Here is a 26,062-nt window from a genome sequence, read left to right on the forward strand (position 1 = left end):
TTAAAATAGGGATTTAAAAAAAACGGCGTTACTATTAATAGTAACGCCGTTTTTTTGCCTAAAGCAATTATTTAATCCCCAATTTTAGTCAGCGTCGGAATATCATCCATTCTCTCCAAACGCTCAGCAAGACCTATTCTAGCCTCTGTTAATTCAATTTCGGCTTTGCCCAATTCTCTATACCATTCTTCTTTTCCTGTTTCAGCTTTTTCGATTTTACGCATAATCTCGAAAATTTCGCCTTGAGCTTCCATAACGGCCAGTCTTTTATAGTACGTTAAACTTTCTGTCATGTGCGCAAGTGCAATCATAGCAGTTAAAAACGGATGGTTGTTGGTAACATTTACATCTCTTACCCTGCCATGTTCAAGTTCTACTTTTAAGGCAAAAGCAAACTCTTCCATATTAAATCGTTCGTGCCTGCTTTTTGGGTTCAAATAAGCCTTAATAGCTTCAACATTATCCATGGTCGAAAGATCAACATCTGTATCTTTATCTTCGCTTAAATCTCTGTAAACCACAGCTGCAATAGCACGTGCTTCATCAATTGTTGGGTCGTTTTCAGGATTTTCAAAATCTCTTACCGACCAATCCCAATTTTCGGGATGAACAGGTTTGATGTATTTTTCACAAAAATCTGTTACATCATTTTTTAAGCTTACCATTTTGTCATCTCTTTTGATATAAACATCCTGATAAGCACCACTTTTTGTTCCCATTTTATTTTAGATTATTAGTTTAAAATTAAAACGACACATGTACCAATGGTAATGTGTCGTTTTGTCCCCAACTTGAATCCCTTTTATATTTCTCAAAGTTGCAACATAAAAAAGGAAACCGTTAACTCAAAACGTTCAATTATTAGCTCAATCCATTTCATAATGAAAATTCGGGCTGAAAATTTCCGATTAATTCTGAAAAAGCAATTTCAGAATGCGAAAAATACTTTTGATTACTTTTGGTTTTTCTCGCTCTTTCAAAATATTTTTCGATAGAACCATCTTCATAACTCGCCACAATTAACGGATGTACATAATAATTTTTGCACACATTTTTTGTATTTCCCAAAGCTTCTGCCGTAGTTTCAAAAGCGGTTAAAATATTCTTTTTAATTTCTTTTTCGTCAGTTGTAACTCCAATATCCATTAAAGTTTCAAAAAATATTAAAGAAGCGGCCCAGGTTCTAAAATCTTTGGCGCTAAAATATTTTCCCGTAATTTCATGCAAATAGCAATTGACCATATTACTGTCCAGAACTTTACGTTCACCATTTTCATCGTAATATTTAAAAACCTGCCAACCCGGAATTTCCTCACAGCGGCTCACCAGTTTTATCAACTGTTTATTTCTTGTCGTTATGGTATGCTGCTTTCCTTTTTTTCCAACAAACTCAAACCGAAGTGAATTTTTATCGATATTGATATGTCTTTTTCTCAAAGTCGAAAGCCCGTATGATTTATTGTCTTTGGCGTATTTTTCGTTTCCTATTCGAATATGGGTTTCTTCCATTAAGCGAATTACAAGTGCTGTAACTTTATTTTTACACCATTCTTTTTGTTCTAAATCTTCATCGACCTGTTTTCTTATTTTAGGCAGGTATTTTCCGAATTCGGTTATTTTATAGAATTTAGTCTGATTCCTGATCAGGTTCCATTTTGGATGATAGCGATATTGTTTTCTGTTTTTAACATCAGTTCCAACAGCCTGAAGATGACCGTTTGACAAATCTGCAATTCGCACTTTTTCCCACGCAGGCGGAAGCACGAGGCTGTTAAAGCGTTTTATTTCATTTTTTGCTTTTATACATCTTCCGTTTTTTTTATAAACAAACCCCTCACCTTCTCTGCAACGCTCGATCGTTAAGCTATTGTCGCTTACATATACTAAATCTAATTTTTCGAGAACCAATTGAGGAGATTGTATCAATTGTTTCATTAATTTTTCCTGAGAGAGTTTGGCATTCATAATTTATTGAAGAGATAAATTTTGTATTCTAGTTATTGCGTAATGATTTGATTAGGCTTCTTTTATTCATATAAGAGCGGCCTTCCACTCCAACTTTCCTAGCTTGCTGATAGAGCTCTTCTTTCGTCCATTCCTCATATGGTTTTGTTCTTCCGGCTTTTTCTTCTCCTTTAGTTGAATTAGCCGTTTGTCCATATTTTTCGTTACTTAAAGCCTTGTGTATAAGAGTTTCGTAATGTTCTTTGTTCTTAATTCCGGAATTTTGCATGACGATTAAATTTTATGGTTAATAATCAGTAAAGTGTAATGTCAAAGGTCTTTAAAAACAGCCTGAAATTCGTTATATAATTCTTTTGTATACTTTCATAATTAACTATACACCAAAGGGTTTAAAAACAAAAAATCCCAAATTCCTGGGAATTGGGATTTTTTTGTTTTGAAGTTATGAGTTTTGCATTATGAGTTATGAGTTATTCGCTATGCGTTTTGGAATTTGGGATTTTAGAATTGGAATTTGTTTTTATCAAGATAAACATCAACTTCCAGATGTTTATCTTTCATTAAACTTAAGGCAAAAGCTGCTCCGGCCGAAGTAAAAACTGAATAGTCAAAAGCGCCTTTTATTCCCGTTGAAAATGCCATTGACAATGCAAAAAGCAATAATAAACAGCCGCTAAGCCTGGCAAACAGTTCGGTCTTGAAACCTAAAAGAAGAAAAACAGCAAAAATTACTTCTGCCGCTGTGGCAATTATCGCCACGGGATTAATCAAACTTTCAGGAATTAACGGATTTAATAATTTGGTATATGCTACGAAGTTTTCCCAATTTCCCCAAACCGAAACTTCTTTACTCCAAAGTCCGAATCGATCTGCAACGGCCGAAAGAAAACTGATTGAAAGTGCCAAACGTAAGAATATTTTAACCGATTTTTGATTTATTATTGATGGCATTTTTTTGTGATTTTAAATTATTATTAAATAATCTTGTATCAAAGATAGTTGGTTTCCGTTTTCAAAAATAAGATTCTAACTTAACGGCTAGCGCGAGCGTCCCGCTCGTGAACGCAAAGAATGTAAGATTTAAATTGGAACGGGCACGAGTGGGACGCTCGCGCTAGCGGGGCGAAGAATATAAATTTTTAAAAAGAAGTTTTAATTTTTGATTTTAATTCTTTAATAAAATCAGATTCTTTTAAATCTTCATTTTTAATGATAAATGAAGTCCTGTTTTTTAAAGTTATAAAACTGTAATTTTTCGTGATATATGTCTTTTTAATAGTATGCCACTCATAAAATTTTGCAACACTGTTATCAAAATTATTAAATTCTATTCCATCTGTTTTTATTTCTATGGATTTTTCTCCTAATAAACCGGGTTGTGAATCTATTATTTTTTTAATTTTTAAATGTTTTATTATATCAGGAATAATACTAATGACAAGCAAAGCAAAAAAGAAAAAACTAACTGAAATAAATAAAAATTCTGGCCAATTAAAGTCTTTGTATACAAATGTATAACTCACTATAACTGAAACCAGAGAAAAGTAAGTTATCAGAAATATGTACCTTTTCGTCATTAATTCTTTATCTGCTTTTTTATAATCTTCCCGATCTAATGTGTAATTTATTTTCAATGTTTATTTATTTTTAATTTAATTAAGCTTTGGTTTAACCACTCATTATACCATTCTGTAAAATTATATCTGTTTTTATTTTCTGTTGATAACGGATAAATTCCTTGATCATTTGCTCTGTCATCAATCCAAATATTTCCTTTTTCAACTCCGGAAACTACTAAAAAATAATAAATAGCACAGCCATAATGACATACTCTAATACTACCAAAAACATGCTTTTCATTATAGTAATCTTGTTCCCAACATTCAAATTCTTCACTATCCATAAAGTTTTCATCTTCTGTATTTCCATTAAAGTCTGAATTCCATTTTTCTGTGTAAGGAAATCTTGTTTTAAGAAAATTATCATTCTCAATTTCTAGTTCTAAATTCCAGTCTTCTAATTTATAAAGTCCATAAGCAGGACCAACTCCTCCATTTCCTGTATATTTTATAAAATTTCGATAATCTGCTGGAAGCTTTATATTATTGAATTTCTCAAACTCTGCAATTTCAGATTCACGTAAACAATTATTTAATTTGTATTTATGAATTTTAGAACCAAATAATTTAAATGGTTTCATTTTAAAAAATCCATTACCATCGTTTTTTTTAAGTTGTAATATTTTTTCTTTTTCGATAGTCATGCTCAATTAAAATAGGTTCTGATTGTTTGTTTGGTAATTACTTTTTGTCCTTTTATTTCACCTGCGCTACATTTTTGATACTTTTTTAATTGATCAATTCCAGCTTTTACAAATTGCATTTTATACTTTTCTCTGTTGTTTTTTTCAAGTCTATTATAATCGTCTAAATGATATCCGCTAGGCTTTCCTTTTTTATCAATGTAAAAACTAATGTCAATTCCTGCTCCATAATAAATCTTATCTTTTGCTAGTTGCTTTTTAAATTTAGCATCTAATAAAATGTGTATTGAGTTTTCAGATGTTAATCTTTCAATTTTTGGTTTTATATCACAATCCCAACTTCGAATAGTATCGTTTGATTTACTTAACATTATATCAGCTTCATTAAGCAGATTTTGCTTAAAATTTGAATTAAACTTTTTAGCAAGCATATTATCCATGTATGCACCATAACACCCTTGCATTCCTTCTTCAACTGGAGCATCATCAATCATTTCAAATCTAAAAATCAAATTATGCTTTTTACATAATATCCTAATATACTTTTCTTGTCTCAAATCATAATCACCTTCACCATTTGGCATACTAAAAACTAATTCTCCTTTTTCAATATCTTTTTTTGCCCATTGTATTCCATTTCCACAAATTCTATCTTCTGATTTTGGATGCTGAATATAAGTGTGAATATTTTCTAATTTAGGAAGTTTTATAATTTTAGAAGTATCCAATGGAATACTTTCTTCTGAATTTTGTTTACAGCTAAAAATGCTCAAAAGTAATAAAAGGGAGAAAAAGTTTTTTTTCATAGACTTAGGTTTCCAAGTTTAATTATGTAGCTAATATAAAAAACTATTAAATATATCATCTTGAAATCCTGTAACATTATATAAAAATACTGTAAGACAATCCTAACACATCCTAAATAATTTTACATCATAACATTTAAACCATAAAATCATGAAAAAGTTACTATTAGCAGGAAAAGCTATTTTAGGCGCAGCACTAATCATTATATTTTTGAATTCTTGCAAAAACGAAACTAAACAAGAAGACCCAAAAGAGGTTGCTGAAGATGCAAATGAAACTAAATTTGATTCTATAGACAGTAAAGAAGATGATTCTCAATATTTAGTGGATCAGGCTGAAATCAACTTAGAAGAAATCGAAATAGGAAAACTAGCTCAAACTAAAAGTACAAATGCAGAAGTGAAAAAATTTGGTAAAATGCTTGTTGATGAGCACACTAAATCAGCTTCTGAAGTGAGTACTCTGGCTAAAACAAAAAACTTTACACTGCCAACTTCTTTAACTGAAGACGGTCAGGATAAATACAATAAATTAAATGAGAAATCAGGTGTTGATTTCGACAAAAAATTTGCTGATATGATGGTTGACGGTCACGAAAAAGCAATCGATAAAATCAAAAAAGCAGCAGAAAACGCAAAAGATGCAGACGTAAGACAATGGGCTTCTAATAGCATTCCTGTTTTAACAACGCATTTAGAACATGCCAAAGTTTTAAAAGAAAGTTTGGATAAAAAATAAAAATTGGTACTGGTATTTTTTTTTGAGAAACCCCTTAAGAGTTGAATTGCTTAAGGGGTTCATTTTTTTTTATTTAGGGACAAAGGTGCAGAGTTGCAAAGGTTCAAAGGTTTAGTTCTTTGTCAATCTCTCGCAAAATTGCAAAACGTAAGTTTTAAAACCTTTGAACCTATGTTCCTTTTACCACTTTGAACCTGTTTTTAAAACCCTTTGAGCCTTTGTAACTGTGCCACTTTGAACCTATTTCAAAGAAGCCATATCAATCACAAAACGATATTTGATATCTCCTTTAAGTAATCTTTCGTAAGCATTATTTACATCGTTTACTCCAATTACTTCGATATCTGCGGTGATGTTGTGCTCAGCACAGAAATCAAGCATTTCTTGAGTTTCTGCGATTCCGCCAATGTTTGAACCGGCGAAACTTCTTCTTCCCATTAAAAGACTGAAAGACGTTACAGGAAGCGGTTCCATTGGAGCACCAACTAAAACCATATTTCCATCTACTTTTAGTAAATTCAGGTATTCATCTATATTATGCTGAGCCGAAACGCAGTCTAAAATAAAATGTAAACTTCGTGCATATTTTGCCATTTGTTCAGGATCTGAAGACAAAACAACTTCGTCTGCTCCTAAACGTTTTGCATCTTCGGTTTTAGATAACGAAGTGGTAAAAACGACAACATGAGCTCCCATAGCTTTGGCTAATTTGATTCCCATATGCCCTAAACCACCAATACCCACAACTCCTACTCTTTGTCCAGGACCTACTTTCCAGTGTTTTAACGGAGAATACGTTGTAATTCCGGCACAAAGTAAAGGCGCAACTCCGGCAAGATCAAGTTTATCCGAAATATGCAATACATAATTTTCATCCACAACAATACTTTCAGAATAACCGCCAAACGTTTGTCCACCCAAATGAACGTCAGGAGAGTTGAAAGTCAAAGTATTTCCAGGCTCACAAAATTGCTCTAAGTTTTCTTTACAATGCTCGCATTCTCGGCAAGAATCAACCATACAGCCTACTCCGGCTAAATCTCCAACTTTGAAATTCTTTACATGATCGCCTATTTTTGTCACTCTTCCCACAATTTCGTGTCCGGGAACAATTGGGTAAACAGTTCCGTGCCACTCGTTACGGGCAGAATGCAAATCAGAATGGCAAATTCCGCAATATAAAATCTCGATTTCAACATCGTGCGCCAGTACGCCTCTGCGTTTGATGTCTAGTGTTTTTAATAGTGCTTCAGCAGCTTCTGTACCAAAGGCTTTTATGTTTTTTGTTTCCATTTTAAGGGGTTTAGATTTTTTGTTTCAAGTTTTTCTTTGCTTCAGGTTTCAGGTTACTTTTTTTAGACATAAAGGTGCCAGGTCGCAAAGATTAAAACTTAAGACCTTAGCAAATCAGCATCTTAGAACCTTACTTCTTCACTCCGTAACTAAAATACTCATCATCAGTTACACTGTGTAACCAGCTTCCTGAGCCTTTGTCGATTTCTGTGATGATGGCGATGTAAGAGAATTTACTAAATGGTGTTGCGCCGTACCAATGTTCTACTCCCGGTAAAATAGTAAGCACTTCATCTTTATGAAGTAATCGTATTGCATGCCCTTTTTCCTGAAAATAACCAATTCCATTTGTGGCGATAAGCAATTGCAAACTTGCATTAACGTGCCAGTTGCTTCTTGCGCCAGGCTCAAAAGTTACTTCTTTGATCATTGTATTTTCAGGGTGAATGTCGCTGGTTTGTTTTTTATAGGAAACATTACCAGTCATATAAGTATTGGGCACTTTCCCTTCTTCGATAACGGTAGAATAAGTTGTTGACATAATAATTGGTTTTGAGTTTGGTTTATTAAAGACTATTATATTGCTCATCAGTTACAGGCTCAAGCCAGTCTACAATTCCCAATTGGGTATTTGTACTGATCGCAATATGAGTAAATTCGCTTTCTGGAGATGCTCCGTGCCAATGTTTAACTTCGGGCTGAATATTTACCACATCACCTTCATTTAGCAATTGAATTGGTTTCCCAACTTCCTGATAGTAACCTGTTCCGTGCGTTACAATCAAAATTTGTCCTCCGGGATGTGTATGCCAATTGTTTCTTGCGCCGGGTTCGAAAACGACATTACCAACTGCAGTATTTAAAATTGGGTCGTTTGGCACCAGCATTTTAACCCAGGCTTTTCCTGTAAAATAATCTGCCGAAGCCAAATCGCCTTTAGGAAAAATTTCATTTAATTGATTTTCTGTAGTTTTCATAATTATTTGTTTTTTACTATCGGGAAAACTAAATTAATAAAGCAAGAATGCGCTTTTAGAAGTTTTATTTAGTTCGCAGAAACCGATAAAGGATTAATACTAATTATTTCGAGGTAAAATTACTTTAGTAAATGCGATCTTAAATAACGATAATCAAACAAAAAATTAAGAATATGAAACAATTTACATTCTTAACGATTTCGGAATTGTACCTGTAAGTCTTTTAAAGTAATTATTAAAATAACTCGGATATTCAAATCCAAGTGAGTAACCAATGTCGGCAATGCTCCAGTCTGTGTGTTGCAATAAGGCTTTGGCTTCACCAATAATTCGTTCAGTAATATGCGCTGTAGTAGGTTTTCCGGTCACTTCTTTAACCGAACGATTTAAGTGGTTTACATGTACAGCAAGACTTTGAGCATAATCCTGCGGAGTTTTTAATATAAGCGGCTGATCTTTAGTTTCAACGGGAAATTGTCTTTCCAGCAATTCCAAAAATAAAGAAGTTATTCTGGAAGATGCATTTTTATGTTTAAAGAAATTTTCCGACGGCTGCATTTTCATCGATTCGTGCAAAATCAAATTGATATAATTACGCATTAAATCATCTTTAAAAACATAATCTGTTTCTTGTTCTTCGATCATTTTTTGAAACAACGAGTCTACAAAAACTTTCTGTTCTGTTGATAATGAGAAAATTGGAGTTCCGCCAATTTTAAATAAAGGCGATTCATGAAGACTTTCTGAACGGTCGTTTACTTTTAAAAAATCTTCGGTAAAAACACAGGCATATCCTTCATAAGTAGGCGAAAGCGTATCCCACGAATATGGAATGTGCGGATTTCCAAAGAATAAAATAGTTCCGTCAGTTTCGATTCCCCGATCTGCATAATGAATAAGACTTTTGCTGGTATTAATACAAATTTTGTAATAATCCCTGCGGTTATAGGTCGGGATTTTACTTATATCACCATTTATCTCATAAACTTTAAACCCTTTTAACTTTAAATCGTTAATTCCGAGGTCTGTTGCCTGACATGCGCTTTGCTCTTTCATTTTACAAAGTTATGAAAATCAAATAAAAGTCAAGAAAGTTTTTTTTGTTTCAGGTTTTAGGTTTTAGGTTTTAGGTTTTAGGTTTTAGGTTTTAGGTTTTAGGTTTGTGTAATAAACCCAACAGGTTTTAAAAACCTGTTGGGTTTGAAATACGTTACTAATTTACGCTCCGTTTGTCATCTCGACGGAGGAGAGATCACAAACGGAACGCTGCAAAGATTGGCGATTTTAATTTCGGATGATGGATTAAAATCCATCCCTACAATATGATCCGTTCCTCCGGAACTGGTTTTGTGTCCAGTTCATTTCGAGGAACGAGAAATCTCCGTAAGAATCTCGACAAAGATTGGATTCTTGTTGCGGAGTTACTTGCGGAGATCTCTCCTCCGTCGAGATGACAAAACTGCGTGTAAACTTTAGTTTATAGACAAAGTTTGAAACTTGAAACAAAACAACCTGAAACCTGAAACTTTTTCTACAAGAAATGCAATTTTTCTTCCTCAAGATCTAAATGCAAAATATGCTTGCGCACAATTTCTTCATCAATTCGGTGATCTTTGTTTTTATCTGTGAGCCATTGTCTTTGCAGGTTTAATATTTCTCTGTAAACTTTTTTGGCTTCTTCGGTCATTAAAATATCTTCGTTGTTAGAAACGCTTGCATCTTCCCATTTTACTGCGAGCTGCTGCAATACTTTTTCAGTTTCAAGATGTTGACTGTAGTTTGTTTTTAAATGATTCAGCGCCTGTTGAGAAAGCATTCGTCTTAACTTATTATACATTTCATCATCGGGCATAATAAAATCAGGATCCTGCATATTGAGTTTTTTAATAAGCCACGGCAACGTAAGTCCTTGTAAAAGTAATGTGGTCAATATAACAACAAAGGTGATAAAGAGAATCAAATTTCTTTGCGGAAATGCTGCTCCGCCCTGTGCGTAAACCGGAATCGACAATGCCGCTGCCAACGATACAACGCCTCGCATACCGGACCAGCCAATAATTACAATTCCTTTGTAACCCGGATGTCTGGAATCTGCAACTGTTATAAAATTTCGGGCTATCAAAGTGACAATTACAGCCGCATACGCCGATATTAACCTCGCAATAATCAAAACCAATGTAATCAAAAGACCATAACCAATCGCTGAGGGAAGACTCACATCTCCCAATCCAGAAGTAATTTCTGGCAAATCCAGACCAATAAACATAAAAATTAATCCGTTGAGGATAAAGCAAAAACTTTCCCAGACATTCACGCCGCGTAATCGCGATGTACTGCTTAAAAACGAAAGTCGGTTATTGGATAATAATAATCCCCCACTTACAACGGCAAGAACACCGGAACTGTGAATTTCTTCGGCAACAAGATAAATAACATAAGGCGTTACGATAGAAAATACGATATCTATATTGGCATCTGTGGGCAAATATTTATGCACTTTCATAAAAATAAAACCAATTGCTACGCCAACTCCAACTCCTGCAATTACCATCCAGCCAAAACTTGTTACAGCATTATACCAAACAAACTGTCCGGTTCCTGCGGTTATTAGCGCAAAGCGAAAAATAATTAGCGACGACGCATCATTCAGCAAACTTTCGCCTTCTAAAATAGAAGACAGTCGGCGGGGCACTTTTACAAATTTCAAAATGGCGCCCACACTCACGGCATCAGGAGGCGAAACAATTCCGCCAAGCAAAAAACCAAGTGCGAGTGAAAATCCCGGTATAAAATAATTTGAAACCAGTGCTACCGAAAGTGCTGTAAAAAACACCACCAAAAAGGCAAAACTGGTTATAATGCGTCGCCAGCGCCAGAGTTCTTTCCACGAAATTTTCCAGGATGCTTCGTACAATAATGGCGGAAGGAATATGAAAAAAATAAGTTCGGGATCGATACGTAATTTTGGAATTCCGGGTATAAAACTAATCGCCAGTCCCGCCAAAACCAATAAAACCGGATAAGCAACTTTTATTTTGTTGCTCGCCATAATCAGGAAAAGGATAACTATGACGATACCGATATAAAACGCGAGATTATCTAACATTTGAGAATTTTATTAAAAATTTATAAAGCTATAATCTTTTCAATATCAATATTAGGAAATATTTTTTGGATAAAGTAATTTCAATTGGCTGCGTTTTATTTAAACACATAGAAACATAGCTTTTTATTTTAAATTAAAAATTGAGAATTAAAAATTAAAATAATTCACAAGGCCGTTATGTACATTTGAACACATAGAAGCATAGAACTGTGCGTTTAAAAAGGCCTTTTACTTAGTTCAAATGCAGGTGAAAAAACCTTGATTTTCTAAAACCAGCTTCAAGTTAATTTTTAATTTTTAATTCTCAATTTTAATTAAAAAAATTATTTAACACTAACCGTTCCCGTTTTTAATCCTTTGGCTGTAGCCGATAAAATAACTTCGCCCACATTTTCGTCTTTTTGAATAATGATTTGAGCGTAGCCGTTAAATAATTTTCGCTTCCATTGTTCTGCCGGCGTAATTACCTGAATAATTCCGGGATCAGTATTCATCACATCCCAGTCTTTATTTTTTTGCAAAGGCGGCGCAATAATCTGAATCGTGTTTAAACCCTGTTTTAAAACAGCCGCATTCAAAACATATTTTTGATCATCATCTGTACTTGCCGGAATTTTATTTCCGTTCACAAAAACGACTGCGTTTATTCCGATTTTTTTATAAAAGAAAGTAACGGTATTGGTTTTAATATTGTTTTTTAAATCAAATTTTCCGCGATACACATATGCAGGAGCCTGATTTTTATAATCTCTGTCCTTAAAAGCTTCTTTCCAGTTATTATCTGCTTCAACTGTAATTTGGTTAGGAATAGTAGCCGAAGCCAATTTCTTCTCCTCAAAATTAGTTATAGCAACAAGTTCTATGTTATCAATAAATTTATCACTTTCTAAAGATGTTGGGTTACCATTTCCTACTCCAAGAATCTTTCCGCCTTTTATAGAAAAAATCATTTCGTGATTTGCAGTTGGTACATGCGCGCCTTTTTCATCTGTTGTTTCAGCTGTAATAACCATAACATTTGCATTCAAAATGTTTTCTTTATCAACAGAAAGTTTGATGTTTTGAGCATTTTCTGTCGTTTTCTGAACGTCCGAAAGTACCTTTTTGCCATTTTTATAACCAATCGCCTCAAGCGTTCCCGGTACATATTTTACCTTCCATTCTAAATGTCCATTTTGCTCCATTTTCTTTTTACCGAGACTTTCTTTATTCAGGAAAAGTTCTACTTCATCACAATTAGAATGTACCCAAACATCAATTTCTTTTCCTGTACTCCAGTTCCAATGCGGCATAATGTGCAAAACAGGCTCAGTTCCCCACCACGATTTCAAATAGAAAACATTGTCTTTCGGGAAACCGCAAACATCCATCATTCCAAAATACGAAGTAACCGATGGCCAGCCATAAGGTGTTGGTTCTCCGCGATAATCAAAACCTGTCCAGATAAACATTCCTGCTAAATATGGTCTTTCTGCATAAAATTTCCAGCCTTCTTCAATACTAAAAAAACTTGGTCGCGGTTTTTTGTCGTAAGCACTTTGATAATGTTTGGCATCATCTGTAAAATAAACACCACGCGTTGCAAATGTCGAACCTTCCTCTGTTCCCATTCCCGGTTGTTGTTTAAACTGATTTCTGTGTGCATCAATATCACCGTTGCCCATGTAATTATATCCCATAATTTCGACAACAGATGAAATTCCGCTTTTAAAACCGCTGCTAATTCCCACCGTTACAGGCCTTGTAGCATCGATACCTTTCGTAAATTCCTGCATCACATTCGTAATACGTTCGCCTGTAATATTGCCTTCAATATTCCATTCTTCATTTCCTACCGACCAGCAAAAAATACTCGGATGATTGCGATCGCGTTTTATCATGCGTTCCAAATCATTCAAATGATACTCATTAATTCCCATCAAACGGGTTTCATCAATAACCAGCATCCCCAGTTTGTCGCACGCTTCAAGCAATTCAGGCGTTGGCGGATGATGCGAACAACGATACGCGTTCGAACCCATTTCTTTCAGTTTTTTGATTCTGAAATATTGCAATTCATCTGGCAAAGCGGTTCCAATTCCGGCATGATCCTGATGATTGTTTGTTCCTTTTAGTTTTACCGATTTTCCGTTAAGGAAAAAACCTTTCTCGGCATCAAACTTTATAGTTCTAATTCCGAACGAAGTTTCATAACGGTCTATAATTTTTCCTTCCTGTTTAATTTCAGTTATTAAACGATATAAGTTTGGGTTTTCTATATCCCATAATAATGGATTATTAACCGTTAATTTTGAAGTGTAATTTGTTGTTTTATAAAAATTTGGAGCAGTTCCATTTTCAGAAACCGTTGTAATTTGTTTTCCCAGAGCATCCAAAATCGTCTGAACAATTTCGATTGCTCCTTTATAATTTCCTTTGTTTTCGATAGTAGTTTCAGCCGAAACTTCCGCTTTATTTTCTTTTATTTCAGAAGTTACATAAGTTCCGTTTTGCGCCACATGAAGCGGATTGGTTTTCTTCAAATAAACATGTCTGTAAATTCCCGCGCCTTCATAAAACCAGCCTTCTTCCATTGAGGCATCAACACGCACAACAATTGTATTTTCTCCGCCGTAATTTACGTAAGACGTTACATCATATTCAAAACCGTTGTAACCGCTTTCTTCTGTTCCGAGTAAATAGCCGTTGAAAAATACTGTTGAATTCCTGAAAACGCCGTCAAATTTTAGGGAAATAATTTTGCCTTTATCAGTTTCGGGAATACTAATTTTTTTTCGGTACCAGCCAATACTTTTTTCAGGAAAACCTTTTCCGGCAGTTTTAAAACCGTGACTAAAACTCGCTTTTTCACTAAACGATTGTTCAACTGCCCAATCGTGCGGAAGATCTAATTTTCTCCATGCTCTGTCATCAAAATTGCTTGCTGCCGGTCCGTCTCCAAATCCTGTTTTGGTTAAATACGAGAAATATCCGGTTGCATGACCAAAATCTTTTTCTGTATCAAATAAATGTCCAAATGAAAATCGCCAATCTTTATCGATCAGAGTCAAATCTCTTTCTGATTTATTTTGTGCCGAAGCAGAATAGAAAATAAGAAAAATAAAACAGAACAGAATTCCTTTTGAAAAAATAGCTTTCATAAAACGTGGTTAACGGAAATGGTTTGAAAATAGCGATAAAAATATTGTTTTTAATTTGATTAAAATAATAGTATTTTATCAAATCTTGTTTATTTCCCTTTAAATTAAGCGTAAAAATTAGATATTAAAAATTTAGAATGATTCTACTAGCAGTTCTTTAGGAAGATCTTGTTCTTTTGGTGTAATTTTATATTGAAATTCAACCAAAAAAAATAGTACCATGAGTGTTATTAAAGATGAAGATACGCTTCTTAGCACTATTAAGCGTATAGATCAGGAAATTGACAAACTAAATGATCAAAAAATAGTTGCTTTTTTTGATCATCTTGGATTGAGCGAAAGAGACGATGTGCCAAAGAATTTTCTGGATTTTGAAACCATCCTTATTGTTGTGCCAAACCGACATATTTCGCATCAATTAAAATATTTTAAATATTCAATCGCAAGACTTTCTTTCGTTACTAATCCGTATGCGAAAAACATTCACGTTTATGATTTTAAAGAATGGGATAGCGTGACGAGAAACAAAACACAATTTCAGGTAAGAGAATTGCTAAAAACCAATTTTGGAGGCGTAAGAACTATTATTGATGGGTTAAACTAATCTGAAATAACTAAAATGAAGTGGATCACAAGAGAAAGACCAAAAATTGACAGAATTGCATGCCCGTGGCTGATTCAAAAATTTGTTGATCCTGAAGCTGAATTTATTTATGTTCCTTTTGATCAGGTTATAACCAAAGCAAAAGAATTAGATGCGATTCCTTTTGATATTCCTGATGTCGAATTTACACATTATAATGAAGAATGTACTTTTGATTACATTATAAAAAAGTATCAAATTAAGGATCCTGCGGTATTAATTATGGCAAAAATTGTTCGTGGCGCAGATACGGACAGACACGAAATCGCAAAAGAATCGGCAGGACTTTTAGCAATTTCTGCAGGACTTTCTTATAATATCACAGACGATTTAGAATTGCTAAAAAACGGAATGATCCTTTATGACGCGCTTTACAGCTGGGCCGGGCATCTATATAAACAAAACCATTTGCAAAATAGTCCCTTCGAAAATTTGCTTCATGAAGTGTACAATAAATTTTTAAACGAAAAAAAATCAAGCAAAAAAACACCTTCCTGGGTTACGGATTTAAAAGAAATAATCCAGGATCAAATTGACGCTCAATTTACTTTTGATCTCAAAAAAATTTCCAATGATTTAGAACTCAATCCTTCTTATTTATCGCGGGAGTTTTCTAAATACTTTGAAGATTTGAATTTTGGCGAATATGTTCGAAAATTACGCATCGAAAAAGCCATAAATCTTATCCAGAATTCAACTTACACGCTAACTGAAATCGCTTACATGACAGGCTTTTCAGATCAAAGCCATTTTACGAGAATATTCAAATTGCATACAGGAAAAAATCCGTCTTCGTATAGAAAAAATGCTCTGAAAAGTAATTCAGATGGAAAAAGTAAATAACTCCTATTATCTTTTTATTTCAAAAATATTGATAAACTTTTTCTCTAGCTTTTGCCGTTTTCGCTCTTCATACCATCTCGAATAGAAAGCCAAAAAAAGTAAAAACAAATTAACAATTGTAGACGCTCGTCTTAATCCTCTTGCGAAAAAAAGAAAAAATATATTAATTGCCACAATCAAAATTATTGGAGAATAGTGCGACCAAAATTGCTGGTATTTATTACCCGCTTCCACAATATATTCTACTGTGACTCTATCATTAACTATTTTATACTTTCCATTTATTATATAATATGTTGATGCCTTTAATGAATTAACAGTCAGACTAAAATTGTTATCATCAAAAAATCCATAAAAAGGCTTTACTGCACCAGATAAAGGAAAAACTCTAACCTGCCCCAATGCTGCTTTTGGAGAACCAATTTCTGTATTATCGATTAATCTTCTTCGAAATTCAGACAAACTGAGGTTTGATTGCATAAATTGATTTGTTTCAGGTTTTGTTTGGTTTCAGGTTTCAGGTTTCAGGAAGAATCTTTGTCAAAGTTTTAAAACTTTGACAAAGATCTGTAAAGCAATTAACGTTCACGTTTATCCGCTTTGTGTAAACTTTAGTTTATAGACAAAGTTTCGCAATCCAAAACCTGAAACTTGAAACCTGAAACAAAACTTTTACTGTCCTACAATACTCTTCACCATTTCATTCAAGGCATTCCCATGAATATTTTTAGCCACAATAATTCCGTTTTTATCAATAAGAAAATTTAAAGGAATTGATTGCAGCATATAATCTCCAACAACTGGTGAAGTCCAGTATTTTAAATCACTTACTTGTGTCCATGGCAATTTTTGTTTAGCAATTGCTGCCAGCCAAAGCGGTTTTTTAGTATCCATTGAGACGCTGTAAATCAAAAATTTTCCCTGATAAGTGTTGTATAATTTCAGCAATTCAGGATGTTCTTTCGTACAAGGCCCACACCAGGATGCCCAGAAATCAACCAAAACCAAATCTCCTCTTAAAGAAGAAAGCACAACATTGTTTCCTTTTGGATCCGGAAGATCAATTTCCGGTGCGATGTCTCCAACATCAGTTCCAACAACCTGAGCTTTTGAGTTTGTTACAATGCATAATAAGAATCCTAAAATAAGTAAAGTTTTTTTCATAGTAATTATTGATAAGTTTGGGGTATCTCTTTATTTCATTAATCTCCATAAGTCTCCATCTTTTTGTCATTTCGACGTAAGGAGAAATCTCCGCAAGTAACTCCGCAACGAGAATCCAATCTTTGTCGAGCTTCTCGCGGAGATTTCTCCTTACGTCGAAATGACAACATTGTGTATAAACTTTGCGACTCTGCGTCTTTGCGAAATTAATCTACGAACAAATATAAATACTTCTTTATAAATCCTCCTCTCCTTCTTAAAATTATCCTAAAAAAATTTCTTTAAATTGGTATATCGGGAAAAGTCGATATATTTGCACCATGGAAAATATAGAAATCTTTAAAGCATTATCTAATAAGTCCAGATTGCAAATGCTGGAATGGTTAAAAGAACCTGAAATAAACTTTCCGGATCAGCTTCAGCATGCAGGATTTGAACACGGAGTTTGTGTTGGGCAAATTCAGGCCAAAGCCGGTTTGACGCAATCAACAGTTTCAGAATACCTGTCTATTTTACAGCGCGCCGGATTTATAGAATCTAAACGCGTAGGACAATGGACTTACTATAAACGCAACGAAGGTGCCTTTGAAGCACTCAGTAAATTAATTCAATCTAATTTGTAAATTACTATGAGTACAAACAACCTGTTTTCTCCATTTAACTTAAAAACGTTAAATCTTAAAAACCGAATCGTAATGGCGCCAATGACGCGTTCATTTTCTCCAAACGGAATTCCAACTGATGAAGTAGCCGCTTATTATCAAAAAAGAGCTGAAGGTGAAGTTGGTTTAATATTATCTGAAGGAACTGTAATCGACAGACCATCCTCATCAAACGACGGAAATGTGCCTCATTTTTATGGCGAAGCTTTAAATGGATGGGAAAAAGTAATTAAAGAAGTTCACGCTGCAGGTGGTGCAATGGGGCCACAAATCTGGCATATGGGAATTATGGATAATCACCATTCAGGTTGGGTTCCGCCAGTTCCTTTTGAAGGTCCGTCAGGATTAAACCGACCAGATTTCAGCAACGGAAACACCATGACTGAAAAAGATATCGCAGATACTATTATTGCTTTTGGTAAAGCTGCTGCTGATGCCAAAAGATTAGGTTTTGATACGATTGAAATTCACGGTGCTCATGGTTATTTAATCGACCAGTTTTTTAGAGCTGAAACTAATTTACGTACCGATATTTATGGTGGAAAAACATTGCCGGAACGTAATCGTTTTGCAATTGAAGTAGTAAAAGAAATTAGAAAAAAAGTTGGAAATGACTTCGCAGTAATCATGCGTTTTTCTCAATTTAAACCTTCTGATTACAATTATAAACTGGCTAAAAATCCACAGGAATTAGAAGCTTGGCTTAACCCTCTTGTTGATGCAGGTGTTGATATTTTGCACTGTTCTCAACGTCGTTTTTGGGAACCTGAATTCGAAGATTCTGATTTGAATTTCGCAGGATGGGCTAAAAAAGTTACGGGAGCACCAACCATTACGGTAGGTTCTGTTGGGCTTTCTGGCGATTTCTTCGGCGCTTTTGCAGGAGAAAGTTCTGAGCCAACTTCTTTGGAAGAGTTAAACAGACGTTTCGACCGTGGTGATTTTGATTTAGTTGCCGTTGGAAGACCTCTTTTATCTGATCCTAATTGGGTTGCTAAAATCAAAGCCGGAAAAACAGATCAATTGAAAGGTTTCAGTAAAGAAGCTTTGGGAGCATTGGTTCTTGAATAAGTTTTTTTTTTAAAGGTTCAAAGATACAAAGGTTCAAAGGGACAGAGTTTTTCTTTGAACCTTTGTTATTTTGTACGTTTTATAATCGTAGAGACGCACAGCAGTGTGTCTACACAATGCATATCCACAAAGAAAATAGACAAAAAGGGATGAAACATATAAAATGTTCATCCCTTTTTTTAATCATCATCTTCATCACCTGATTCGAAAAATTCATTTGGATCAAAAGGAATATCTTCATCCGGATCTTTATCATGCGCGTTTACACCAGGCGGATTAAATAATCCCCAACTGTCTTTAATGTAATTCCACATATCAAAATTTGCAACCCAATCAATAAATAACAATCGAAATTCTTCAATTGTATTTCGCAGTAATTCAATATAATCTTTATCTGTAATACCTTCTTCATATCGTAAACTACCGGCCTGAACATATAATTCCCTTGCTGCTTTGCGAATGATAGTTGCATTTTCCATTCGAAGATCATATAAATCTCCTCCTTCTGCTCCGGCGATTTTTACAGGAATCAACATTGCATTTTCTAACATATAACGAACTGTCGTTTCTTGCAAAAATTCGTTTTCTACAGGAATTATTTGAACCAGTCCCTCTGTTAGTCTAAAAATTTGTTCTGCCTTTTGATATATTGGCATATCATCAGTTTTGTCTGCTTCTGACATTTTTTTTATCGTTTTTTGTTCTTCCAAATTTAAAATTTAATAAACGAAAAATGAGAATGAATTAAATTACATTTTTATTTATTTCGACGTTTTTATTCTTTGTCGACATACTTTGTGTAGACGCACTGCTGTGCGTCTCTACGATTATGGAATCGGATAATTGGAATCGGATAATTTGGAATCGAATAATTTGGATCGAATAATTTGGAATCGGATAATTTTATTAAATAAAAAAGGGATGAAACACAAACGTTTCATCCCTCAATTTGAATATCTACAACTAACAAAATTAGAAATTCAATATTTTTATTTAGGTTCAGAGTTGCATAGGTTCAAAGGGACAAAGTTTTTCCCTCTGCACCTTTGTTACTTTGAACCTTTTATAAAGAAACTTTTCTTTTTTGAAATTTACTTTGAAGCCAGTTTCTAATCGGTTCATCGTATAATTTCAAACATAAATACGCCATTACGATGCTGGCAACTAAAACGCCAATGCCGACTAAATAACCATCTGCAAGCGAAACTTTATTATCTACAACCCAAGCTGTAAACCAATAAATTAAAGGATAATGTGTGATATAAATTGGGTATGAAATATCACCTAAAAGCTTACATATTTTAGATGAAAATGCACTTTTAATTTCTCCGCCGGCGCCAATGGCAACAATAAGGGGAAAAACCAGAATAATACAAATAGATTCATATAAACCATTCATCCATAAAGTGTTTTCGTCACCAAATCTTGGTAAGGCAAGCACAATTGTGATTAAAATACTGCAAACCCAGAAAGCGCCTTTTATGTGAGTTAATTTTCCTAAACGGGAAAGTAAAATCCCTGCAAAAAACGGATACAATAAACGCGTAAAACCAACATTCATTTGTTCCAGATTTAAGGACCAGCCGCCAATAACATCTCCTTTTGGGCCAAAAACGGTATAATTAATAAGTAAACCGGCAAATATCAGGACAAAAAAACCAAGTACTTTATTTGAGAATTTACGAAAAATTAAAGCGTACAAAATATTGGCTATATATTCGAAGAATAATGACCATGCAGGTCCATTTAAAGGATGCATTTCGCCCCAGCCCCTGATTTCTAATGATGGCGGAATTGGTAATAAGGTAAATCCAATAACCATGGTTACTATTACTTTCCAGGCTTCCATTCCGGCAATCATCGGAAATAAAATATCCGACGCCTGAAAGTAATAGAAAATGGCGCCAATAATCATTCCCATAATGACCATGGGCTGCAAACGTATTAAACGGCGTTTGTAAAATTCCCATTGCGACATTTTTACCCAGCGATCATCATATGCATAAGCGACAACAAATCCGGATAAAAGAAAAAAGAAGTCAACGGCAAGATAACCGTGATTGATGATTTGTATAAAACGATTTCCGCCGCCAAAAGCTTCAAAAATATGGAAAGCAACGACTAAAATCGCCGCCACTCCGCGTAAACCGTCTAAAATTTCGTAATGTTTTTTTGGTTGAATATCTGTAGAAATAGAACTCATAAAAATGGTTAATTGTTAATGGTTGATGGTTAGTTTTTAATTTTATTGAGATTATTTACTGCAAAGAACGCAAGGTTTTTACGCAAGGTTCGCAATGTAAAGTTGCAGAAAAGTTCGAAAAACTTAACGCAAAACTAAACAATTATCTAATTTTCAAATTATCTCAATTATCTAATTAATCTACTCTTGATGATTTTTCAACCATTCCAGTCTTCTTTGATCCGGTAAATGGGTTACTTTGAAGTTTTCGAATTTGGCTTCAAAACCTTTTCCGTCTGGAGAAGCGGCCATTAACCCAACCATAACAGGCGTATTGTCCTGCAAAGGCGCATTTCTGGCCAGGATATAATTTTTATCATCAAAAGAGTAGAAAACTTCCACAGCATCCAATCTTCTCACGACTTTTATCCATACAAATGGCGGTGCTTTTTCTACAGTTGTTACGCTCCAATCGCTTTTGTCATGTGTTACAACGGTGCTGATATTAAATTTTCCATCCACAAACTCCACTCCTGTTTTGATATAGTTTTTTTCATCAATACGAAGCATTAATCCCATTTGGTCAAAACGGGCGATGTAGCTTCCGGTTAGTTTTACTTTGGCTTCAAATTCGCCGCCGTAAGTGGCATAATAAAATGGTGCGTCATCAACCGTGAATCCGTAATGCGAAATTCGCCAGTAATCGCTATTTGCTGTAACGTTCATGATTAAGGCATTGTTTTTAATTTCCCATTTTTCAGGTTCATTAAACCATTGCATTTTGTTCAGACTTTGCGCCGAAAGATTCTGTGCCAAAAATAAAATTACGGCACTAAGTACAATTTTTTTCATGTGATTTATATTTTTTAAAACATTATTTTTTTATTTTTTTACCATTAAGATATTAATTTAGTTAAGTTTAAGTTCGTTGGCTTAACTTTCTTGATCTGTTTTTTTTAACCACAAAGCTTAATTAACTTAATATCTTAATGGTAAAATTATTTAAGACAAAGCCTCCTAATATTTTACCTACAACTTACTTCTAAAAGCAAAGCCGCAATTTTTTACAATTGCAGCTTTACAACCAACCAATTTAGAAATAATGAAACTATTGAAGTGAGAATCCCACTTTAGATTTTATATCTGTTGAAGAGGCACCAACGATTGCTTCAAAAGCGCCCGGTTCTGCAACCCAGTCGTGTTTTTTATCATCAAAAAAGCTCAAAGCTGTTTTATCAATTGTAAAAGTCACCGTTTTTTCTTCTCCCGCTTTAAGCGAAATTTTCTCGAATCCTTTTAATTCTTTTATCGGACGAACTAATGAAGATTTTAAATCGCTGATATAAAGCTGAACAACTTCTGAACCTTCACGGGTTCCTGTATTTTTTACTTTTACAGAAAACGTAATTTTTCCATCAGCAGAAACTTGTTTTTTATCCGCTGTCACTTTTCCGTATTCAAAAGTCGTGTAACTTAATCCGTGACCGAAAGAGAATAATGGTTTTGCTTTTTGTTTGTCGGCATAACGGTATCCAACAAAAATGCTTTCATTGTATTTCACATCATCTCCACCAGGAAATTCTCCTAAAGCGTGCGCACCATTATCAGACAATTTTACAGGAAAAGTAAAAGTCAATTTTCCTGACGGATTTACATCTCCAACTAAAACAGCTGCTAAAGCATTTCCTGCTTCTGTACCTAAAAACCAGCCTTGTACTATTCCCGGAACTTCTTTTACCCACGGCATTGCCACGGCATTTCCTGAAATATTTACAAAAACTATATTTTTATTTACTTTCGCCAATTCAGCAATTAATTTGTCCTGACCATAAGAAAGTTCTAGTCCTTTACGATCGTGGCCTTCTGCATCCTGATTGTCGCTTTTGTTTAAACCTCCAATAAAAAGCACAATATCAGCATCTTTGGCTACTTTTAGAGCTTCTGCAGTCAGTTCAGCAGCAGAACGTTTGTCTTCTAAACTTACTTTTGCAATAACGCCGTTATAATTACTTGTCGGATCTCCCACATAACCGCGAGCGTACACAATTTCAGCCTGATTGCCAATTCTTTTCTTTAGACCTTCAAGCGGTGTAATTTCATATCTTGCTTTCAATGAAGAACTTCCTCCGCCAACAGTCATCATTTTAATAGCATTTTCACCAATTACAGCTATCTTTTTAGTTTTCGAAAGATTAATTGGCAAAATATTATTGTTGTTTTGAAGCAATACAATTCCTTCTTCGGCAATTTTTAAACCTGCTTTTGCGTGCTCTTCTGTTCCAAAAGATCCAAAAGGACGGTTTTTATTCATCGTTGTCAGGAAAGACAAACGTAAAATACGGCTTACTTTCTCGTCTAATTCTTTCGTTCCCACTTCGCCTCTGGCAATCATAATAGAGTATGGTTTTGCCAAAAAGTAGTTGTCATAAGCATTGCTCGTTCCCCACGAAAGTCCGTTTGTCCAGGAACCAAATTCCATATCCAAACCATTGTGAATTGCTTGTTTAGTGTCATTAACGCCACCCCAATCTGAAACTACAACGCCTTTAAAACCCCATTCTCCGCGAAGAATATCATTCAACAAAAACTCATTATGGCAACATTGCTGTCCTTTATATTTATTGTACGAACCCATAATGGCCCAAGCATCACCTTCTTGTACTGCAGCTTTAAAAGCCGGCAAATAAATTTCGTATAACGCTCTGTCATCAACAATTACGTTAACAGAATTACGATTTGTTTCCTGATTATTTAAGGCAAAATGTTTTACGCAAGCCGCAACTCCGTTTGACTGTACTCCTTTAATATAAGGAACCACCATTTTTGAAGTCAGGAAAGGATCTTCTCCCATATATTCAAAATTACGACCGTTTAATGGGGTTCTGTAAATATTAACTCCAGGTCCTAATAGTACATTTTTATTACGGTAACGTGCTTCTTCACCAATTGATTTTCCGTATAAAGAAGCCATTTCTTTGTTCCATGTTGCAGAAAGTGCGGTAAGCGCAGGAAAAGCAATACAGGAATCGTTTGTCCAGCCTGCCTGATCCCATTCGTCCCATTTAACTTCGGTACGAATTCCGTGTGGTCCATCGGTCATCCAGTTTTCCGGAATTCCCAAACGCGGAACACCAGGCGAACTAAATTTAGATTGTGCGTGAATCATGGCAATTTTTTCGTCGGTGGTCATTTTCGAAAGTGCATCTGCCACACGCTCTTCAATCGACTTTTTATCATCAAGATAAACCGGAACTTTGTTTTGGGCATTTATCCCAATCGAAGTCAACAAAAGTAAAACAACAATTGTTTTAACGTTTTTAAACATAACTATAATTTATTAAAGCATTAATTTATATCTAAGATAGCTTTGTGTCAAAAGTACCCTTTAATAATATTGTAAAGCTAAAACGTTATAGTATGCATGAGATTTTTAAACGAAAAAAAGTAGTGAAATAAAAATTTAAACTATTGATTTACAAATATTTAATAAATTTTAAAGCCCAAAAAAAGTAGTGGTTTTAAAACAAAACATTACACTTTAAGTGAAATTAAACCTATTTTCATGACCATTTCTTCAAAATCATTTCGCGAAACTGCGGCTTTATTTCGAGCTCTGGTTCTGTAGTTGTAAATTGTGCTTAAAGAGTAACGCAGAAAGGCAGCAATTTTTACGCTGTCAGTAATTCCGAGTCGGATTAAAGCAAAAATTCTAAGTTCTGTATTGAGTAATTCACCTTGTTTCAAAACGATTTGTTCTTCTTTAATCAGCAATTCGTTAAAGTCTTTCACGAAAGTGGGATATAAATTCAGAAATATAATATCGAAGTTTTTATACAATTCTTCAAGTTCATTATCAACCAAAGTTGTTGATTTGAGCATTTTATAAATTTCGTCAAACTGTTTCGCCGTTGCTTTTTTATTTAAAATAATGCGATAGTTTTCTAATTTATTGATGTATGCCGAACACAAATTGAAAAAATGCGCAATATATTCTTCCTTAACGTGATTCGATTCTGATAATTGCGAATTACGTTCCTGCAACTGATTATTGGTTTCGGTAATATCTTTGTTTAATTCGGCCAGTTTTTGACTTGTTTCGTATAATTCTCCACGAATTCTAGAAACTTTTTTCATTTGTTTGTAAACGTAAATAACCGCCACAATCAAAAATACAGAAAGTAAGCTAATGCATAAAAGATACAATTGCAATTCTGTTTTTCTTTTGGCTTCTTTTTCTAAATAAACGGTATTGATAATAGAATAAACCTCTGACATTAAAAGTGTTCGAAATTGTACATTGCAATAAAGCGCATCTTCAATTGCAGATTGTGTGAGTTTGTACGCCATATCGACATCACCAGCTTCATAAAAAACCAAAGCCAGTTCCTGAAGCGACGCATTATCTTTATTTGCGTTTTTAATATCTGCAGTGGCAGAAAGTGCGTAGTATTTTTTTCTTAATTCTAATTGATGTGTTCCCTCATAAATACTGCCTAAAAGATAGGTAATCATGGCATATTGCGGATTATCTTCTTTGGTGGTTTTCAATAAATCCAGTAATTGTTTTTTCGAAATGTCTATCTTTTTCTGGGACATTCGCTGCTGAATTTTATTAATCTGATAGTTTAAAGTATTTGGATCTAAAACCATTAGCAGCGAATCACGGTATTTTCGTATTTGCTCAATGTATTTTATATCGTAACTATTGGCCGCATAATGCTCAAAAAATTCACGATACGCGACATAGTAATTAGGAAGCAATGTTTTTGATAATGCTTTTTTGTTGATACTTTTTAAAATAGCTTCAGATTCACGGTATTTTCCCGAAGAAGAATATAGCGTAACCAATTGAATGTTGGCTAAATCTGAAAGTTCTTTGTTTTGAAGTTCTTCAGCAATTTTCAAATTCTTTTTTACATAAAAAATAGCCGAATCTGAATTGAATTTTTGGTATTCTGTATATAAAGTTTTATTGTAATTGTATTCCTGTTCTTTGCTTAAATCAGCCGATTTTATTTTTTTGAAATTTAAAATGCGCTCTTCTTTTAGCTCCACATATCGCTGTTTATTTTTTAGCGCGTCGTTTAGTTTCTTCAAAATAGTATCTGTACTATCCGATGCAAAAACAGGATTTCCTAAAAGAACGAACAAACAAAACAACAGATAATTTTTCAAACCAATTAAGATATAATGAGACTTACAAATATA

General features: G+C 34.2%; 26 protein-coding genes. 6 read left to right on the top strand and 20 right to left on the bottom strand.

Annotated elements, in window-relative coordinates; translation table 11 throughout:
* Positions 1–71: 71 nt before the first annotated feature.
* The 7 genes from SD960_RS10435 to SD960_RS10465 form a co-directional block, all read right to left on the bottom strand.
* Positions 72–719 carry a DUF5661 family protein gene (locus SD960_RS10435; RefSeq protein WP_318802772.1) on the bottom strand — a complete coding sequence of 216 codons (648 nt, stop codon included), beginning with the start codon at positions 717–719 and terminating at the stop codon, positions 72–74.
* 157 nt (positions 720–876) lie between these two features.
* Positions 877–1,965 (bottom strand): DNA topoisomerase IB, encoded by a 1,089-nt coding sequence (locus tag SD960_RS10440; RefSeq protein ID WP_318802773.1) that lies wholly within the window; start codon positions 1,963–1,965, stop codon positions 877–879.
* Between the two features lie 28 nt (positions 1,966–1,993).
* The gene (locus SD960_RS10445; RefSeq protein ID WP_318802775.1) at positions 1,994–2,233 is read right to left on the bottom strand and encodes a Rho termination factor; all 240 of its coding nucleotides are present in this window, start codon (positions 2,231–2,233) and stop codon (positions 1,994–1,996) included.
* A gap of 233 nt (positions 2,234–2,466) precedes the next feature.
* Positions 2,467–2,916, bottom strand: a complete 450-nt coding sequence (locus SD960_RS10450) for a DoxX family protein (protein ID WP_318802777.1) — start codon at positions 2,914–2,916, stop codon at positions 2,467–2,469.
* A 188-nt stretch (positions 2,917–3,104) separates the two neighbouring features.
* The gene (locus tag SD960_RS10455) at positions 3,105–3,599 is read right to left on the bottom strand and encodes a hypothetical protein (protein ID WP_318802779.1); all 495 of its coding nucleotides are present in this window, start codon (positions 3,597–3,599) and stop codon (positions 3,105–3,107) included.
* Positions 3,596–4,165 (bottom strand): SMI1/KNR4 family protein, encoded by a 570-nt coding sequence (locus tag SD960_RS10460; protein ID WP_318802781.1) that lies wholly within the window; start codon positions 4,163–4,165, stop codon positions 3,596–3,598. The genes SD960_RS10455 and SD960_RS10460 overlap by 4 nt, the downstream gene beginning before the upstream one ends.
* A 65-nt stretch (positions 4,166–4,230) precedes the next feature.
* Complete coding sequence (locus SD960_RS10465; RefSeq protein WP_318802783.1) at positions 4,231–5,034, bottom strand: hypothetical protein; 804 nt, start codon at positions 5,032–5,034, stop codon at positions 4,231–4,233.
* Between the two features lie 151 nt (positions 5,035–5,185).
* Between SD960_RS10465 and SD960_RS10470 the strand changes: the two genes are divergently transcribed.
* Positions 5,186–5,773, top strand: coding sequence for a DUF4142 domain-containing protein (locus tag SD960_RS10470; RefSeq protein ID WP_318802785.1), 588 nt, complete (start codon positions 5,186–5,188; stop codon positions 5,771–5,773).
* A 240-nt stretch (positions 5,774–6,013) separates the two neighbouring features.
* On the opposite strand, the gene SD960_RS10475 is transcribed toward SD960_RS10470, so the two are convergent.
* The 4 genes from SD960_RS10475 to SD960_RS10490 form a co-directional block, all read right to left on the bottom strand.
* The gene (locus SD960_RS10475) at positions 6,014–7,066 is read right to left on the bottom strand and encodes an NAD(P)-dependent alcohol dehydrogenase (RefSeq protein ID WP_318802787.1); all 1,053 of its coding nucleotides are present in this window, start codon (positions 7,064–7,066) and stop codon (positions 6,014–6,016) included.
* 130 nt (positions 7,067–7,196) lie between these two features.
* Positions 7,197–7,607 (bottom strand): cupin domain-containing protein, encoded by a 411-nt coding sequence (locus SD960_RS10480; protein ID WP_318802788.1) that lies wholly within the window; start codon positions 7,605–7,607, stop codon positions 7,197–7,199.
* A gap of 25 nt (positions 7,608–7,632) precedes the next feature.
* Positions 7,633–8,043, bottom strand: a complete 411-nt coding sequence (locus SD960_RS10485) for a cupin domain-containing protein (RefSeq protein ID WP_318802790.1) — start codon at positions 8,041–8,043, stop codon at positions 7,633–7,635.
* Positions 8,044–8,226: 183 nt separating this feature from the next.
* Positions 8,227–9,099 (bottom strand): helix-turn-helix domain-containing protein, encoded by an 873-nt coding sequence (locus SD960_RS10490; protein WP_318802791.1) that lies wholly within the window; start codon positions 9,097–9,099, stop codon positions 8,227–8,229.
* A 144-nt stretch (positions 9,100–9,243) separates the two neighbouring features.
* Between SD960_RS10490 and SD960_RS10495 the strand changes: the two genes are divergently transcribed.
* A complete protein-coding gene (locus tag SD960_RS10495; protein WP_318802793.1) occupies positions 9,244–9,369 on the top strand; it encodes a hypothetical protein in 126 nt (41 codons plus the stop codon).
* 205 nt (positions 9,370–9,574) lie between these two features.
* On the opposite strand, the gene SD960_RS10500 is transcribed toward SD960_RS10495, so the two are convergent.
* Both SD960_RS10500 and galA read right to left on the bottom strand, forming a co-directional pair.
* Complete coding sequence (locus SD960_RS10500) at positions 9,575–11,149, bottom strand: Na+/H+ antiporter (protein WP_318802795.1); 1,575 nt, start codon at positions 11,147–11,149, stop codon at positions 9,575–9,577.
* A 323-nt stretch (positions 11,150–11,472) separates the two neighbouring features.
* Positions 11,473–14,289, bottom strand: a complete 2,817-nt coding sequence (gene galA / locus SD960_RS10505) for a beta-galactosidase GalA (RefSeq protein WP_318802797.1) — start codon at positions 14,287–14,289, stop codon at positions 11,473–11,475.
* Positions 14,290–14,509: 220 nt separating this feature from the next.
* Between galA and SD960_RS10510 the strand changes: the two genes are divergently transcribed.
* Together SD960_RS10510 and SD960_RS10515 are read left to right on the top strand one after the other, a co-directional pair.
* A complete protein-coding gene (locus SD960_RS10510) occupies positions 14,510–14,893 on the top strand; it encodes a hypothetical protein (protein WP_318802800.1) in 384 nt (127 codons plus the stop codon).
* A gap of 15 nt (positions 14,894–14,908) precedes the next feature.
* Positions 14,909–15,775, top strand: a complete 867-nt coding sequence (locus SD960_RS10515; protein WP_318802803.1) for a chromate resistance protein ChrB domain-containing protein — start codon at positions 14,909–14,911, stop codon at positions 15,773–15,775.
* 6 nt (positions 15,776–15,781) lie between these two features.
* Here the strand turns inward: SD960_RS10515 and SD960_RS10520 are convergent, their stop codons facing one another.
* Together SD960_RS10520 and SD960_RS10525 are read right to left on the bottom strand one after the other, a co-directional pair.
* Positions 15,782–16,237, bottom strand: a complete 456-nt coding sequence (locus tag SD960_RS10520; RefSeq protein WP_318802805.1) for a hypothetical protein — start codon at positions 16,235–16,237, stop codon at positions 15,782–15,784.
* A 210-nt stretch (positions 16,238–16,447) separates the two neighbouring features.
* Positions 16,448–16,939 (bottom strand): TlpA disulfide reductase family protein, encoded by a 492-nt coding sequence (locus SD960_RS10525; protein WP_318802807.1) that lies wholly within the window; start codon positions 16,937–16,939, stop codon positions 16,448–16,450.
* 320 nt (positions 16,940–17,259) lie between these two features.
* Between SD960_RS10525 and SD960_RS10530 the strand changes: the two genes are divergently transcribed.
* Positions 17,260–17,562, top strand: a complete 303-nt coding sequence (locus tag SD960_RS10530; RefSeq protein ID WP_041518777.1) for an ArsR/SmtB family transcription factor — start codon at positions 17,260–17,262, stop codon at positions 17,560–17,562.
* Positions 17,563–17,568: 6 nt separating this feature from the next.
* A complete protein-coding gene (locus SD960_RS10535) occupies positions 17,569–18,672 on the top strand; it encodes an NADH:flavin oxidoreductase (RefSeq protein WP_318802814.1) in 1,104 nt (367 codons plus the stop codon).
* Between the two features lie 179 nt (positions 18,673–18,851).
* Here the strand turns inward: SD960_RS10535 and SD960_RS10540 are convergent, their stop codons facing one another.
* The 5 genes from SD960_RS10540 to SD960_RS10560 form a co-directional block, all read right to left on the bottom strand.
* A complete protein-coding gene (locus tag SD960_RS10540; RefSeq protein WP_318802816.1) occupies positions 18,852–19,355 on the bottom strand; it encodes a hypothetical protein in 504 nt (167 codons plus the stop codon).
* Positions 19,356–19,735: 380 nt separating this feature from the next.
* Entirely contained in the window at positions 19,736–20,875 is a 1,140-nt protein-coding gene (locus SD960_RS10545) for an acyltransferase (RefSeq protein WP_318802818.1), read from the bottom strand.
* A gap of 180 nt (positions 20,876–21,055) precedes the next feature.
* Positions 21,056–21,706, bottom strand: coding sequence for a DUF1349 domain-containing protein (locus SD960_RS10550; protein WP_318802820.1), 651 nt, complete (start codon positions 21,704–21,706; stop codon positions 21,056–21,058).
* A 256-nt stretch (positions 21,707–21,962) separates the two neighbouring features.
* The gene (locus SD960_RS10555; RefSeq protein WP_318802821.1) at positions 21,963–24,179 is read right to left on the bottom strand and encodes a glycoside hydrolase family 3 C-terminal domain-containing protein; all 2,217 of its coding nucleotides are present in this window, start codon (positions 24,177–24,179) and stop codon (positions 21,963–21,965) included.
* Between the two features lie 206 nt (positions 24,180–24,385).
* Positions 24,386–26,029, bottom strand: coding sequence for a DUF6377 domain-containing protein (locus tag SD960_RS10560; RefSeq protein WP_318802824.1), 1,644 nt, complete (start codon positions 26,027–26,029; stop codon positions 24,386–24,388).
* Positions 26,030–26,062: the final 33 nt, after the last annotated feature.

It is taken from the genome of Flavobacterium sp. MMLR14_040 (assembly GCF_033657265.1).
Taxonomy (GTDB): domain Bacteria; phylum Bacteroidota; class Bacteroidia; order Flavobacteriales; family Flavobacteriaceae; genus Flavobacterium.